Raw genomic sequence first — 14,617 nt, forward strand, 5'->3', positions numbered from 1 at the left:
GCTAATGAGCAAGCGACTTTCCGGCATCGTCGCCGGTGTCGACTGGAGCCGGCACATTGACCGGCTCGACCCACTCGATCGGCTCCGGCATCCTGGTGAGCGCGTGCGCGAGCACCTCGCCGACCCGCGAGACCGGGACGATCTCCATGCCGTTCTTCACATTGTCCGGAATTTCCGCCAGATCCTTGACGTTCTCTTCCGGGATCAGCACCTTCTTGATGCCGCCGCGCAACGCCGCGAGCAGCTTCTCCTTCAGGCCGCCGATCGGCAAGATGCGGCCGCGAAGCGTTATCTCGCCGGTCATCGCCACATCGGCCTTGACCGGGATACCCGTCAGCACCGACACGATGGCCGTGGCCATGGCAGCACCGGCAGACGGGCCATCCTTCGGAGTGGCACCTTCCGGCAAGTGCACGTGGATGTCGCGCTTGTCGAACAGCGGCGGCTCGATGCCGAAATCGATGGCACGCGAGCGGACATAGGACGCCGCCGCCGAGATCGATTCCTTCATCACGTCGCGCAGATTGCCGGTCACCGTCATGCGGCCCTTGCCGGGCATCATGACGCCTTCGACCGTCAGCAGCTCGCCGCCGACTTCCGTCCAGGCAAGACCCGTGACCACGCCGACCTGATCGTCAGCCTCGATCTGGCCGAAGCGGAAGCGCGGCACACCGAGATAATCGGCGAGGTTGTCCGCCGTTATCTTCACCGTCTTCTTCTTCGTCCGCAGGATCTCGGTCACCGCCTTGCGGCCGAGCTTCATCAGCTCGCGCTCCAGGCTGCGCACACCGGCTTCCCGCGTGTAGGTCTGGATGATGCCGCGGATCGCGTCCTCGCCAACCGAGAATTCGTTCGGCTGCAGGGCGTGGTCGCGGACCACCTTGGGCATCAGGTGACGCTTGGCGATCTCGATCTTCTCGTCCTCGGTGTAGCCGGCGATACGGATGATCTCCATGCGGTCCATCAACGGCGCAGGGATGTTCAGCGTGTTCGCCGTCGTCACGAACATCACGCTCGACAGGTCGTATTCGACCTCGAGGTAATGGTCCATGAACGTCGAGTTCTGCTCCGGATCGAGCACCTCGAGCAGGGCCGATGACGGATCGCCGCGGAAGTCCTGGCCCATCTTGTCGATCTCGTCGAGCAGGAAGAGCGGGTTGGACTTCTTGGCCTTCTTCATCGACTGGATGACCTTGCCGGGCATCGAGCCGATATAAGTCCGCCGGTGGCCGCGGATCTCGGCCTCGTCACGCACGCCGCCGAGCGCCATGCGGATGAACTCGCGCCCAGTGGCCTTGGCGATCGACTTGCCGAGCGAGGTCTTGCCGACGCCGGGCGGTCCGACGAGGCACAGGATCGGCCCCTTCAGCTTCTTCTGGCGGCTCTGCACCGCGAGATACTCGACGATGCGCTCCTTGACCTTGTCGAGGCCGAAATGGTCGGTGTCGAGCACGTTCTGGGCAAAGGCCAGGTCCTGCTTGACCTTGGAGTTCTTGCCCCACGGGATCGACAGCAGCCAGTCGAGATAGTTGCGCACCACCGTCGATTCAGCCGACATCGGCGACATCGAACGCAGCTTCTTCAACTCAGCTTCCGCCTTCTCGCGGGCCTCCTTGGAGAGCTTGGTCTTCTTGATGCGCGCCTCGATCTCGGCGGCCTCGTCGCGGCCGTCCTCGCCCTCGCCGAGCTCCTTCTGGATCGCCTTCATCTGCTCGTTGAGGTAGTACTCGCGCTGCGTCTTCTCCATCTGGCGCTTGACACGCGAACGGATGCGCTTTTCCACCTGGAGCACGGAGATTTCGGCTTCCATAAAGCCCATCGCCTTCTCCAGACGCTCCTTGACGGAAAGCGTGGCGAGCATCTCCTGCTTCTCGGGGATCTTGATGGCGAGATGCGAGGCAACCGTATCGGCGAGCTTGGAATAGTCGTCGATCTGGCTGGCGGCACCCACCACTTCGGGCGAGATCTTCTTGTTCAGCTTGACGTAATTCTCGAAGTCGGTGACGACCGAGCGGGCAAGCGCCTCGATCTCGACCTCTTCCTCTCCCGGCTCGGCGAGCGCCGTGGCGCGGGCCTCATGGAAATCGGCGCGATCGGTGAACGAGACGATCTTGGCGCGCGAGGCGCCCTCGACCAGCACCTTCACGGTGCCGTCGGGAAGCTTCAAAAGCTGCAGCACATTGGCGAGCGTGCCGATGTCGAAAATCGCATCGGGCTCAGGATCGTCGTCGGCTGCATTCATCTGGGTGGCAAGCAGGATCTGCTTTTCCTGACCCATAACCTCTTCCAGCGCCTTGATCGACTTTTCACGGCCCACGAAGAGCGGAACGATCATATGCGGGAACACGACGATATCGCGCAGTGGGAGGACTGCGAAAACGCCGTCGCCGGAAGCCTTGGATATCTTGGCCATTGTCCAACCTTTCATGTCGCGGCCGCTTATTTAGCCAACCGCGAATCTTATATTAACGACCGAGCGTCGTTCCGCCTACCACCGTTTGTGACGGGAATTTAACAGCACAGAATTCGGCGCTTCGGCCTTCTGCTGTTAGGTGGATGTGGCCGGGGCAAAGATCAAGAGCTAACACGGTTGCTCGATCCCTTCGATTGCATAACCCACGCCCTCTCACAGCAAAACGGCGCCACGCAGGCGCCGTTCCATGAAAATTGAGGGGTCAAATGCCATTTCAGGCGCTGACATTGCCCTTCTTTTCCTTCTGCTCGGAATAGATATAGAGCGGCCGGGCGTTGCCGGACACCACCTCTTCCGAAATCACCACTTCGCGCACGCCTTCCAGCGCCGGAAGCTCGAACATGGTGTCGAGCAGGATCGCCTCCATGATCGAGCGCAGGCCGCGCGCGCCGGTCTTGCGATCGATGGCGCGCTTGGCGATCGCCGACAGTGCGTTCTCGTGAAACGTCAGGTCGACATTCTCCATCTCGAACAGCCGCTGATACTGCTTGACCAGCGCGTTCTTCGGCTCGGTCAGGATCTGGATGAGCGCCGGCTCGTCGAGATCTTCCAGCGTCGCCAGGACCGGCAGACGACCGACGAATTCCGGGATCAGGCCGAATTTCAACAAATCCTCGGGCTCGACCTGGCGGAACAGGTCGCCGGTGCGGCGATCCTCGGGCGAAGCCACGATCGCGCCGAAGCCGATCGAGGTCTTGCGGCCGCGATCCGAGATGATCTTGTCGAGGCCCGCGAAGGCACCGCCGCAGATGAACAGGATGTTGGCGGTGTCGACCTGCAGGAATTCCTGCTGCGGATGCTTGCGGCCGCCCTGCGGCGGCACCGAGGCGACCGTGCCTTCCATGATCTTGAGCAGCGCCTGCTGCACGCCCTCGCCCGACACGTCGCGGGTTATCGAGGGATTGTCCGACTTACGCGAAATCTTGTCGATTTCGTCGATATAGACGATGCCGCGCTGGGCGCGCTCGACATTGTAGTCGGCCGACTGCAGCAGCTTCAGGATGATGTTCTCGACATCCTCGCCGACATAACCGGCCTCGGTCAGCGTCGTCGCGTCGGCCATGGTGAACGGCACGTCGATGATGCGGGCGAGCGTCTGCGCCAGCAGCGTCTTGCCGCAACCGGTCGGGCCGATCAGAAGGATGTTCGACTTCGCCAGCTCGACGTCATTGTTCTTGCCGGCATGCGCGAGGCGCTTGTAGTGGTTGTGGACGGCGACCGACAGCACGCGCTTGGCGTAAGGCTGGCCGATGACATAGTCGTCGAGGACCTTGAGTATCTCCTGCGGGGTCGGCACGCCCTCGCGCGACTTCACCATCGAGGTCTTGTTCTCCTCGCGGATGATGTCCATGCACAGCTCGACGCATTCGTCGCAGATGAAGACGGTCGGGCCGGCAATCAGCTTGCGGACTTCGTGCTGGCTCTTGCCGCAAAACGAGCAGTAAAGCGTGTTCTTTGAATCACCGCTATTATTGCCGACCTTGCTCATTTTTCTGTCCTTTCACCAACGCCCGCCGGTGGTCTGGCTCGAGTGACGTCTCACCAATCTATCGCGGGAATCCGCCACCGCCAGTGTCCCGGCTCACACAGCGCATTCCGTACGAAACACGAAATCAGAAACGCGGCAATGATTCTCAGCAACCCCACGCAAAGCTAAGCCGTCGAAAATCAACATAGCCTTAACGTAGGCAATCCCAACGCCTGAGGGAACAGCCAAATGTGGCCGAAATGCCGCAAGACACGCCAAAAGCGCGTTATGCCGCCATTTGCCCGTCGACCGCCAGGCTTAGGCGGCCGCTGTCTCGACGGGATCCCGGCTGGAGATCACCTTGTCGATCAGGCCGAAATCCTTGGCTTCGTCCGCGGTCATGAAATGGTCGCGGTCGAGCGTCTTCTCGATCTCGTCATAGCTCTTGCCGGTGTGCTTGACATAAACCTCGTTCAAGCGGCGCTTCAGCTTGATGATGTCCTGCGCATGACGTTCGATGTCCGAAGCCTGGCCCTGGAACCCGCCGGACGGCTGGTGGACCATGATGCGGGCGTTCGGCGTGGCAAAACGCATGTCCTTGTGGCCGGCTGTCAGAAGCAGCGAACCCATCGAGGCGGCCTGGCCGATGCAAAGCGTCGACACGGCCGGCTTGATGAACTGCATGGTGTCGTAGATCGCCATGCCCGAGGTGACGACGCCGCCCGGCGAATTGATATAGAGGTTGATTTCCTTCTTGGGGTTCTCCGCCTCGAGGAACAAAAGCTGTGCACAAACCAGCGTCGCCATCCCGTCCTCGACCGGGCCGGTGATGAAGATGATGCGTTCCTTCAAGAGACGCGAGAAGATGTCATAGGCACGCTCGCCGCGATTGGTCTGCTCGACCACCATCGGAACGAGGTTCATGTAGGTTTCAACGGGGTTCTTCATGGACTACCCTTGTGGAGATGGATTCCGGCACCGTTATATATCAGCAATCGCGCGGAATCGTTCTGGATCGGTTACGACCTAAATAGGATGCCGGCTCACCCTAGCGCAAGGCCGCCTCTCCTAGCCATCTGGTTAACTCGAATCAAGCGCCGCGACCGCGCGATGCACGGGCGGCTTGAACCCGCGACACGGTCTCGGTCCCGGTTGGCCGACCGAAGCCGTCGGCAAGGTAGCAATTCCTTAACCGCGCCGCTTAACGAAAAGCCTTGAAATCGCTGTCCGCCCCCGGACCTTCCGCTACAGTCCTGCGTTGTGAAGGCGTCCTTTTTCAACGGGGGAATGTCATGATCCGCAAAAGCTCCGCATCGCTGGCGGCAGTCGCCATGCTTGCCGCCGTCTCTGAAACCGCCGCCGGCGGCCGCGCGCTCGAATGCTACGAGCCGATCCACAGGCCGGCGCTCTACGACACCGTCTATGAGGATGTGATGGTGAGCCCCGGCGGACAGGTGGTCGATTACGACGCGCCGATCTACGGCACCTACCAAGGCGTGGAGCAGATCGCGCCGTCGCGCGTCACCTATGAGACCGTCCCGGCGGTCACACGCACGATCTACCACACGGTCAGGATCGATGACGGCGGCTATGCCTGGGAATGGCGCGTCATCCATGGCCGCAAGGTGCTGTGCAAGATATGGCGCAAGGCCCGCTACGCGCGCGTCGCGGAAACGGTCGTGGTCCAGCCGGAGCGTGTCCGGCGAGTGATTCTGCCGGCGGAATATGAAGGCGTTGCCCACGAAGTGCTGGTGCTGCCGGAGCAGGTACGCATCCGGGAAATTCCGCCCTCATACGCGACAGTGGCGCGGCGGGTCGTGATACGGGAGGGTTCGACAAGCTGGCGACGGGTGCATATCCCGCGTCATTGCCAGGATTAGAGCAATTCGAGGTGCGAAACGGTTAGGGTCGGCACCCTCGCCTTCCGTCCGCAATTGCGTCAAAAAAAGCCCGGGCCGAATTTCGTCCGGGGGTCGTAGCCGGTGCCGCGCCCCCGGCCGGATGTGTTGCCGGCTTAGGCCAGATCGATGTCGAGAATGGCCATCGAGAAATTATAGTCGCCGTCGTCTTCGTCCTTGAAGACGATGCCGAGGAACTCGTCGCCGACATAGACCTCAGCAGAGTCTTCCTTGCGCGGACGCGCCTTGACCTGCAGCTTGGGATTCTGGAAGACGCGTTTGAAATAAGCGTCCAGCTTTCTGATTTCGTCAGGCTTCAAAAGTCTTCTCCGAAAATTCGGCCTTATTCGTTGGCGCGCTTCTGACACGCCAACAATGGCCATGTAAAGGCAAGCCGGCACAATTGCCTAGGACAAGCCGACCGAACCGGGCGGCCGGATTTCGGCTGTCTTCGACGGCGGCAGAGATCAGATGTCGAAGCTGACCACGTGATCCATGCTCTGGGACGGCAGGAGCTGGTCCATCTGCCGCGAGGGCTGGTCGCAGCCGGTCTCGCCGACGACCCGCGCGGGTACGCCGGCGACCGTCTTGTTGTGCGGCACCGGCGACAGCACCACCGAGCCGGCCGCGATCTTCGAGCAATGGCCGATCTCGATATTGCCGAGGATCTTGGCGCCGGCGCCGATCAGCACGCCGCGGCGGATTTTCGGATGACGGTCGCCATTGGCCTTGCCCGTGCCGCCGAGCGTCACCCCGTGCAGGATCGACACGTCATCCTCGATGACGGCCGTCTGGCCGACGACCAAGCCTGTCGCATGGTCAAGGAAGACGCCCTTGCCGATGCGGGCGGCCGGATTGATGTCGGTCTGGAATACCGAGGACGAGCGGCTCTGCAGATAGAGCGCGAAGTCCCTGCGGCCGTGGTTCCACAGCCAGTGCGCCAGCCGATGCGTCTGGATGGCGTGAAAACCCTTGAAATAGAGAACCGGCATGATGAAGCGGTCGCAGGCCGGGTCGCGGTCATAATAGGCCTGGATGTCGACGCGAACCGTCGTGCTCCATTCCGGGTCGTCGTCCAGCATCGCCTTGAAGGTCTGGCGGATGAGGTCGGAACCGATATCCTGATGCGCAAGGCGCTCGGCAAGCCGGTGGATCACCGCTTCTTCCAGGTTCTCCTGGTTGAGGATGGTCGAATAGAGGAAGGCTGCAAGCAGCGGATCGCGGTTGACCGCCTCCATCGCTTCGTCCCGGATCGACCGCCAGATCGGATCGACCGGCTGCACCATGCTGGGGCGGGCAATCGTAACGCTGTTCATCGACGCTCTCCGGCCTTACTCATTCTCCGGCGGCACATATAGGCCAGATCATAGCACGGTTGAATTCAATTTTCCTTAGTGCTTTGTCAAATGGACCTGGTTCACGCAAATTCAAGCGACAATGGAAAACGAACCCTTGATCGACGAAGCGCTGAAAAGCGAGCTTGCCGGGCTCTATCAGGCCACGGATCGCCACTACCATAGCCTGACCCACATCGAGGCGATGCTGACTTTGGCGGCCGAATACCGGCACCTTCTTCACGACCCCGAGGCCGTCGAAGCGGCGATCTGGTTCCACGACTCCGTCTATGACAGCCGGGCCAAGGATAATGAGGCACGGAGCGCGGCGTTGGCCGAAAACAAGCTCGCCGGCCGCACCCGCCCCGCGCGCCTTGCCCGGATCCTGGCGATGATCAACGCCACGGCCACCCACCAGTTGCCGCCGTTCGAAGACGAGAACGCCGCCGGTGACGCCGCCCTTTTCCTCGACATGGACCTGGCGATCCTTGGCGCCGAGCCGGATGCATTCGACGCTTACGAGAAAGCGGTCCGGCGTGAATATGGCTGGGTCGAGGAACCGATGTGGCGCGCCGGACGGGCGGCCGTCCTGAAGGGTTTCCTGGCCCGGCCGCACATTTTCCACACCGAACCGTTCCGCCGGCGGTCCGAGGCGCGAGCCAGGGAAAATCTGGCCCGGTCGCTGCAAGCCCTGCAGGATCAGCCTCGATAGGCCCACACTCCTGTCGGAGGTGCCCCTATGCCTGAATTCCAAGTCCTGCGCTATGGTCGCCAGCCGAACCGCCACCCTGAGATGACCGACACCATGGAAAACAACTTCTTCCAGCCCGTCGATGCCGCGCAGGTGCCGCGATTTGCCGGAATTTCCACCTTCATGCGGCTTCCGGCCGTGCCGACCGCGAAGGGGCTCGACATCGCGCTTGTCGGGATCCCATGGGATGGCGGCACGACCAACCGGGCCGGCGCCCGCCATGGGCCGCGCGAAATCAGGAACCAGTCGAGCCTGATGCGCCGCGTCCACCACGTGTCGGGAACCGAACCGTTCAGCATCGCCAACATCGCCGATGTCGGCGACGTGTCGGTCAATCCCATCAACCTGCTCGACGGGCTGAAGCGGATCGAGGATGGCATTGCGGCGATCGTCGCCGAGGGCGCTCTGCCACTGGCCGCCGGCGGCGATCATCTGACGACGCTGCCCGTGCTGCGCGCCGTGGCCCGCAAGGCGCCGGTCGGCATGGTTCACTTCGACGCGCATTCCGATACGAACGATCGCTACTTCGGCGACAATCCCTATACGCACGGCACGCCGTTCCGGCGCGCGATCGAGGAAGGGCTGCTCGACCCGAAGCGGGTGATCCAGATCGGGATCAGAGGTTCGATTTATGAGCCCGGCGAACACGACTGGGCAACCGCCCAGGGCGTGCGCATCATCTATATGGAAGAGTTCGTCAGCCGCGGCGCCGCGTCCGTCATGCAGGAAGCACGCGATCTGGTCGGCGACAGTCCCACCTATGTGACCTTCGACATCGATTGCATCGATCCGTCCATGGCGCCAGGCACCGGCACGCCGGAGATCGGCGGCTTCACGACACGCGAGGCTCAGGAGTTGGTTCGATTGCTTGACGGATTGAATTTCGCCGGCGCCGACGTCGTCGAGGTTGCGCCTCCCTTCGATCTTGCCGGCATGACGACGCTGGCGGGCGCGACGATGATGTTCGAGCTGCTGTGCGTCATGGCGAGATCCCTGGCCGACAGAAGGACACGCGGCTAGGTCGAAGCAGCTTCCGCCTGGAATTGCGCCTAATCCGGAAAGGTCTCGATTCTCCGGGTGTAGGCCCTGAATCCGGCGCGGCCGTAAACCGATTGGGCCGCTGGATCGTCATGGGTGTCGGTGTGAAGCCAAAGCCTTTCCGGCCGATGCGACCAAGCGGCGCGCAACGCCCGGTCGAGCAGGAACGGCCCCAGTCGCCTCCCCTGAAAAGCCGGAACCAGTCCGAAATGAACGAGCTCGACAGCCGGCTGTCCGACCTCGTTGAACTCGCAGAGGCCCGCGGCCTCGCCATCGACGCGCAGCACGTGGATATGCGTGGCATCGTCGTCAAGCAACGTTTCGAGGTCCGCTTCTGCCATGCGCAGACGCTGGTCCCATTGCACCGGCCCGCCCACCGCGCGGTAGAGATCGAGATAGCTGGAAAGATCAAGCTTTTCGCACGCCACGATGGCGCCAGGCAGAGGCGGCGCAAGCGGCGCGCCCTGTGGCGGCGCGAGCATCTCCATATAGGTGACGAGAAGATCGACCATTGTCAGCCGAACAGCGACGCGCGCTCAGAGCGGATTTTCGGCGTAGAACTCGAGCACGCGCTGCTTGAAGCTCTTGTCGCCGACGGCGAGCATGTGGTCGCGGCCCTCGATATGGAACGCTCTTGCATTCGGCATCAGGGCCGCAAGCTCGTCCGGCGAGCCGCCGATGTCGTCCTTGGTGCCGACCGCGATCAGCGTCGGCTGGGCGATGCGCGCCACGTCGTCCTCGGTGAGCAGCTCGCGCGAGGTTGCGATGCAGGCCGCCAGCGCGCGCCTGTCGCTGCGCGTCTGGTCGGCGAAGGCACGGAAGGAGCGGCCGCGCGGATGCGTGGTTTGAGCGGGATCCTCCGCCAGCAGCGCAGCCGCGATCGGGTCCCAGTCGCCGACGCCGTCGATCATGCCGATGCCCAAGCCGCCGAACACCAGCGTCGCGACCTTGTCAGGATCGGCGAGTGCCAGGAAAGCCGAAACGCGCGCGCCCATCGAATAACCCATGACATGCGCGCGCTCGATGCCGAGGCGATCGAGCAGCGCGGCCGCATCTGAGGCCATCTTGGCAGGCGTGTAATCGGCCTCATCATAACTCTTCGAAGATGCCCCATGGCCGCGATGGTCGAAGGCGATCGCCCGGTAGCCGGCGTCGTTCAGCGTCTTGAACCAGCCCGGCGAGACCCAGTTGACATAATGGCTGGAGGCAAAGCCATGGATCATCAGCACGGGGTCGCCCTGCCCCGAGGCCGGCTGGCGATCGAGATAGGCAAGCTCGAAACCGTCATGCGAAAAGAATTGCATTGGCAGAAACTGCTTTTCAGTTGGAACCGGCGCCCGTGCCGATGGCCGGATGGCGCAAGAGATCGCCTTCCTTGATGCCGTCCTTGGCGGCCGTGCCTGACTTCAGTTCAAGCACGAAGCGCACGGGCTGTCCTGGTGAGATGATGGCTTCGGATTCCGGCTCGCCACGCTTGATGGCTTTGATGCGGCCGTCCTGGCCGACAAAGACGAGGTCGAGCGCCATCGGCGTGTTCTTCATCCAGAAATCCACCTCGCCGGTTCTTTCGAAGACGAACAACATGCCGTGATCGTCGGCCATGTCCTCGCGGAACATCAGCCCCGCCTCGCGTTCGGCGGAGGTATCGGCGATCTCGATGGAGAATGAACGGTCGCCCGAACCAGTCGACACCACAAGCGGCGTCCGATCGGTGGGCAGCAGCATCGCATCCGCCAGCCCCGGCTTCAGGCCGCTGAAATAGGCACAGAAAACGATCGCTGCGCAGAGCGCGCCTGCAGTCAGCCAATTGCGGTAAGCCATGTGACACCTCGTACAGATCCTCGTCCTAGACCATGATCCAGACAAGTGGAACTGGTTTTCGGACAAGATCGGTCCTGGCGGCAAAGGCCATCCGGATTGATTTCGGAAAGCCTAATGCGAGACCGACAAGGTGCCCATATCGGGGTGGATTTCGGCAGCCATAAGGCCTTTATCGCCGCGTCCGAAGCGGACAAGCACGACTTGGCCCGGCCTGAGCTCGGTTATCCCGTAGCGCCGCAGCGTCTCCATGTGGACGAAGATATCTTCGGTCCCCTCGCCTCTCGTCAGGAAGCCGAAACCCTTGGTACGGTTGAACCACTTGACCAGGGCCCGCTCGAGGCCGCTCTCCGGGTTGACGGTGACATGGGTGCGCTGTTCCTGCTCTGCCGGGTGGACCGCCGTCGAGACATCCATGGAGAGAACCCGGAACGCCTGCAGCCCCCGCTCGCCCTGCTTCACCAGGCAGACGACCCGCGCACCTTCGAGCGCCGTCTGGAAGCCGTCCTTTCGAAGACAGGTTACGTGGAGGAGGATGTCACCCGAGACGCCGTCGTCCGGAAGTATGAAACCGTAGCCCTTGGCTACGTCGAACCATTTGATCGCGCCGGCGATTTCGACAAGCCCGGCGGAGTCGCCGCCATTGTCTCGCTGCAAGGCGTCGTCAAGGCTTTCGTCCCGCCTCGTGAAAGAGGCTTTTTCCCCCATAAGAATGCCCCCTTTTTCCAACTGAACCGCAACTGATTCTTGCCAAGAGATTAACACTGCGGCTTCCGGGGTGTGCAAGGGCTGACGTGCCTTTTTTCACCGTTCAGCACCGGAAAGGCTGAAATGTTGTTTGCCGGCGCTCCTGGAAGCCGAAATGGCGAGGCCTGAATCGACCGCACCGCCTCTATTGTCGGACGATTGCCCTTTCGCCGGGTGGCACTTATGGTGCTCGACAACCCCAACACCCCCGAGGAAACCGCCATGCGCTATCTGCATACAATGGTCCGCGTCGCCGATATCGACCAGTCGCTCGATTTCTACTGCAACAAGCTCGGCCTGAAGGAAGTGCGCCGTTACGAAAACGAGCAGGGCCGCTACACGCTGATCTTCCTAGCCGCGCCGGAAGACGAGCAGCGCGGCATCAGCGAGAAGGCGCCGCTGGTCGAACTGACCTACAATTGGGACCCGGAAGACTACAAGGGCGGCCGCAATTTCGGCCACCTCGCTTATGAGGTCGACGACATCTACGCCACCTGCCGGAAGCTGATGGACAGCGGCGTGACCATCAATCGTCCGCCGCGCGACGGCAATATGGCCTTCATCCGCTCGCCGGATGGCATCTCGATCGAGCTCCTGCAGAAAGGCTCGGCCCAGGCCAAAGCCGAGCCGTGGGCCTCGATGCCGAACACCGGTGTCTGGTAGAGGCGGCGATCCCGCGCCGGTTTGACCGACGGCCGCTGGCGTTTCGCCAGGCCCTGCCTATCTATCAGCAATTGGCGCCAGCCTCATCCAGGCTGGCGTTTTCTTCATCCGCCAGGAGAATTTCATGCTGACCAGCCGCGCCGATGTCGCCACCGAACATGCCAGCCGCTACCTGCAGCAACTCTGCAAGCATTGGTCGCACAAATTCCCGGTGGAGTTCGATCCGCAACACGGCGCCATCCAGCTCTCGATCGGCCGCACCGTGATGGACGCCGACGATCACGCGCTGCATATCGCTTTGGCTGCCGACGACGAAGCTTCGCTGGGGCGGCTGGAGACAGTGGTCGCCGACCATATCAAGCGCTTCGCCTTCCGCGAGGAACTGAGCTTCGACTGGCAGAAGGCCGCTTAAGTCACAGCAATTCCAGGAAAAGTGCCTAGCGGTTTTCCGTCCGGAATTGCGTAGAATGAACAATCAGCCGCCGGCTTTGCCGACCATTTCGAATAACGCCAGCACGCTGCGCCAGTTGCGCGCCGTGCCCGGCACCTTCAATGTGCGCGGGATCAGATTGGCGAACACCGATTTGCCGAGCCCGTCCGGCGCGTGCAGGTAAAGCACGTCGCCCTTGATCTCGAAGCTCTCCGGGCCGGTGCATTTGTCTGCCAGACGCTTCGTCTCCTCCTCCGTCGGCTCGCGCTCCAACGCATAGGCATGCAGCTTGGTCGGCTCGCCGGCGGCCTCTGGATAAGGATTGTCCTTCACCAACCGCTCGAGCCAGCCGGCATCGCGCACCATGATGCGCGAATTGAAGCCCCACTTCTTCTCGAAGGCCACTTCGAGCTGCTTCGTCAGCGACGCCACATCGCCCTTTTTCGCGCTAAACACGACGTTGCCGCTCTGCACATAGGTCGCGACGTCGGTGAATCCTAACTCCTCAAAGAACGACCTCAGCTCCGCCATCTTGACGATGCGGTTGCCACCGACATTGATGCCGGAAAACAGCGCGACGAAGACCATGTACTTTGCGCTCATATGATGAACCCCGCCAACGTCTCGTTGTCGGTGATGTCCTGATACTGAACGCCCTCGGCGTCGAAATTGGCCTTCAGCAGGTCGAAATTGCGCCGGTCCTTGGTCTCGATGCCGATCAGCACCGAACCGAAATTGCGCGCCGACTTTTTCAGATATTCGAAGCGGGCGATGTCGTCGTCGGGACCCAGCATCTCGAGGAAATCGCGCAGCGCGCCCGGCCGCTGGGGGAAGCGGATGATGAAATACTTTTTCAGCCCCTCGAAGCGCAACGCCCTTTCCTTCACGTCCGGCAGCCGCTCGAAGTCGAAATTGCCGCCGGAGACGACCGCCACAATCGTTTTGCCTCTGATCTCCTTGCGCGAAAAATCCTTGAGCGCGTCGATCGCCAGCGCGCCAGCCGGCTCCAGCACGACGCCCTCGACGTTGAGCATCTCGATCATCGTGGCGCAAAGGCGGTTCTCCGGGACGAGCCGGACGGCATCGGCGGTGAAGTCCTTGAGATGGCGCAACGGCTCCCGCCCGATCTCGGCCACCGCTGCGCCGTCGACGAAATTGTCGACCTTGGAAAGCTTGACGCGCTTGCCGCTGGCAAGGCTCTCGCGGAGGCTCGGCGCGCCCACCGGCTCGCAGAACACGAAGCGCGGGTCGCGATGCTGGTCGGCGAAATAATGGGTGACGCCAGCAGCCAGGCCGCCGCCACCAACCGGCAGCATGACGATATCAGGCATGCGCCCGCCCGGCATCTGGGCCGCGATCTCATAGGCAACCGTCGCCTGGCCCTCGATGATGTCCTTGTGGTCGAACGGCGGCACCATGTGCGCGCCGGCGCTTTCGGTGAATTCGAAGGCGGCGCGGTAGCAATCGTCGAAAAAGTCGCCGAACAGCCTGATCTCGACGAAATCGCCGCCGAACAGCCGCGTCTTGTCGATCTTCTGCTGCGGCGTCGTCACCGGCATGAACACGACGCCCTTTTTGCCGAAATGGCGGCAGACGAAGGCAAAGCCCTGGGCGTGATTGCCGGCCGAGGCGCAGACGAACAGCTCGGCATTGTTGCCGGCCGCGAGCGCCTTGCGGAAGAAGTTGAAGGCGCCCCTTATCTTGTAGGAGCGCACCGGCGTCAGGTCCTCGCGCTTCAGCAGCACCCGGGCGCCGGTCTTTTTCGACAGATAGTCGTTCTCCTGCAGCGGCGTTTCCGGAAAAATCCCGCGGATCGCCTCAGCGGCTGTGGCAACCCGGGCGGAGAAGCTGGTCACTACAAGTCCCTCATTTCGTTTGCGCCTCGAGGCCACGTCCATGCAGGCGTGGCTCCCTCGATGATCAGCCTTCCTGACGCCGTTTTGGCTTTCGCGCAACACTATGATGGCCATTGGAGCTGAGCCGAACCGATTTCCGCC

Annotated in this window: 16 protein-coding genes; 5 read left to right on the forward strand and 11 right to left on the reverse strand. The window is 62.1% G+C overall.

All coding sequences use genetic code 11. The features are described 5' to 3' along the window. Window position 1: 1 nt before the first annotated feature. The 3 genes from lon to clpP all read right to left on the reverse strand — a co-directional run bounded on the left by lon (window position 2) and on the right by clpP (window position 4,889). A complete protein-coding gene (gene lon / locus YU3_RS0111860; protein ID WP_027166453.1) occupies window positions 2-2,413 on the reverse strand; it encodes an endopeptidase La in 2,412 nt (803 codons plus the stop codon). A gap of 274 nt (window positions 2,414-2,687) precedes the next feature. Next, window positions 2,688-3,962 carry an ATP-dependent Clp protease ATP-binding subunit ClpX gene (gene clpX / locus YU3_RS0111865; protein WP_027166454.1) on the reverse strand — a complete coding sequence of 425 codons (1,275 nt, stop codon included), beginning with the start codon at window positions 3,960-3,962 and terminating at the stop codon, window positions 2,688-2,690. A 297-nt stretch (window positions 3,963-4,259) separates the two neighbouring features. Then, complete coding sequence (gene clpP, locus YU3_RS0111870; protein ID WP_027166455.1) at window positions 4,260-4,889, reverse strand: ATP-dependent Clp endopeptidase proteolytic subunit ClpP; 630 nt, start codon at window positions 4,887-4,889, stop codon at window positions 4,260-4,262. Between the two features lie 344 nt (window positions 4,890-5,233). On the opposite strand from clpP, the gene YU3_RS0111875 reads away from it, so the two are divergent. Then, on the forward strand, window positions 5,234-5,821 hold the full coding sequence (locus YU3_RS0111875; protein ID WP_027166456.1) for a hypothetical protein: 588 nt from the start codon (window positions 5,234-5,236) through the stop codon (window positions 5,819-5,821). Between the two features lie 134 nt (window positions 5,822-5,955). Here YU3_RS0111875 and YU3_RS0111880 read toward each other — a convergent pair whose 3' ends face one another. Together YU3_RS0111880 and cysE are read right to left on the reverse strand one after the other, a co-directional pair. Continuing rightward, window positions 5,956-6,159, reverse strand: coding sequence for a DUF3126 family protein (locus tag YU3_RS0111880; RefSeq protein WP_027166457.1), 204 nt, complete (start codon window positions 6,157-6,159; stop codon window positions 5,956-5,958). 147 nt (window positions 6,160-6,306) lie between these two features. Beyond that, entirely contained in the window at window positions 6,307-7,155 is an 849-nt protein-coding gene (gene cysE, locus YU3_RS0111885) for a serine O-acetyltransferase (protein ID WP_027166458.1), read from the reverse strand. Window positions 7,156-7,276: 121 nt separating this feature from the next. On the opposite strand from cysE, the gene YU3_RS0111890 reads away from it, so the two are divergent. Further along, entirely contained in the window at window positions 7,277-7,885 is a 609-nt protein-coding gene (locus YU3_RS0111890) for a hypothetical protein (RefSeq protein ID WP_027166459.1), read from the forward strand. A gap of 93 nt (window positions 7,886-7,978) precedes the next feature. Continuing rightward, on the forward strand, window positions 7,979-8,944 hold the full coding sequence (gene speB / locus YU3_RS0111895) for an agmatinase (RefSeq protein ID WP_027166460.1): 966 nt from the start codon (window positions 7,979-7,981) through the stop codon (window positions 8,942-8,944). 29 nt (window positions 8,945-8,973) lie between these two features. Here the strand turns inward: speB and YU3_RS0111900 are convergent, their stop codons facing one another. From YU3_RS0111900 to YU3_RS0111915, 4 genes are all read right to left on the reverse strand, one after another. Continuing rightward, window positions 8,974-9,450 (reverse strand): GNAT family N-acetyltransferase, encoded by a 477-nt coding sequence (locus YU3_RS0111900; protein WP_245273483.1) that lies wholly within the window; start codon window positions 9,448-9,450, stop codon window positions 8,974-8,976. Between the two features lie 48 nt (window positions 9,451-9,498). Continuing rightward, window positions 9,499-10,266: an alpha/beta hydrolase gene (locus YU3_RS0111905; protein WP_027166462.1), complete on the reverse strand. Its 768-nt coding sequence runs from the start codon at window positions 10,264-10,266 to the stop codon at window positions 9,499-9,501. 16 nt (window positions 10,267-10,282) lie between these two features. After that, window positions 10,283-10,783, reverse strand: coding sequence for a DUF192 domain-containing protein (locus YU3_RS0111910; protein ID WP_027166463.1), 501 nt, complete (start codon window positions 10,781-10,783; stop codon window positions 10,283-10,285). A gap of 111 nt (window positions 10,784-10,894) precedes the next feature. Then, window positions 10,895-11,488 (reverse strand): cold-shock protein, encoded by a 594-nt coding sequence (locus tag YU3_RS0111915; protein WP_027166464.1) that lies wholly within the window; start codon window positions 11,486-11,488, stop codon window positions 10,895-10,897. A 261-nt stretch (window positions 11,489-11,749) separates the two neighbouring features. Between YU3_RS0111915 and gloA the strand changes: the two genes are divergently transcribed. Together gloA and YU3_RS0111925 are read left to right on the forward strand one after the other, a co-directional pair. Beyond that, complete coding sequence (gloA, locus tag YU3_RS0111920; protein ID WP_027166465.1) at window positions 11,750-12,190, forward strand: lactoylglutathione lyase; 441 nt, start codon at window positions 11,750-11,752, stop codon at window positions 12,188-12,190. Between the two features lie 124 nt (window positions 12,191-12,314). Next, window positions 12,315-12,602, forward strand: coding sequence for a DUF2218 domain-containing protein (locus tag YU3_RS0111925; protein ID WP_027166466.1), 288 nt, complete (start codon window positions 12,315-12,317; stop codon window positions 12,600-12,602). A gap of 63 nt (window positions 12,603-12,665) precedes the next feature. On the opposite strand, the gene YU3_RS0111930 is transcribed toward YU3_RS0111925, so the two are convergent. Both YU3_RS0111930 and ilvA read right to left on the reverse strand, forming a co-directional pair. Continuing rightward, entirely contained in the window at window positions 12,666-13,223 is a 558-nt protein-coding gene (locus YU3_RS0111930) for a DUF1697 domain-containing protein (RefSeq protein WP_027166467.1), read from the reverse strand. Further along, on the reverse strand, window positions 13,220-14,476 hold the full coding sequence (gene ilvA / locus YU3_RS0111935) for a threonine ammonia-lyase IlvA (protein WP_027166468.1): 1,257 nt from the start codon (window positions 14,474-14,476) through the stop codon (window positions 13,220-13,222). The genes YU3_RS0111930 and ilvA overlap by 4 nt, the downstream gene beginning before the upstream one ends. Between the last annotated feature and the right edge of the window lie 141 nt (window positions 14,477-14,617).

The sequence above is a fragment of the Mesorhizobium sp. WSM3224 genome (assembly GCF_000427725.1).
In the GTDB taxonomy this organism is placed as follows: domain Bacteria; phylum Pseudomonadota; class Alphaproteobacteria; order Rhizobiales; family Rhizobiaceae; genus Mesorhizobium.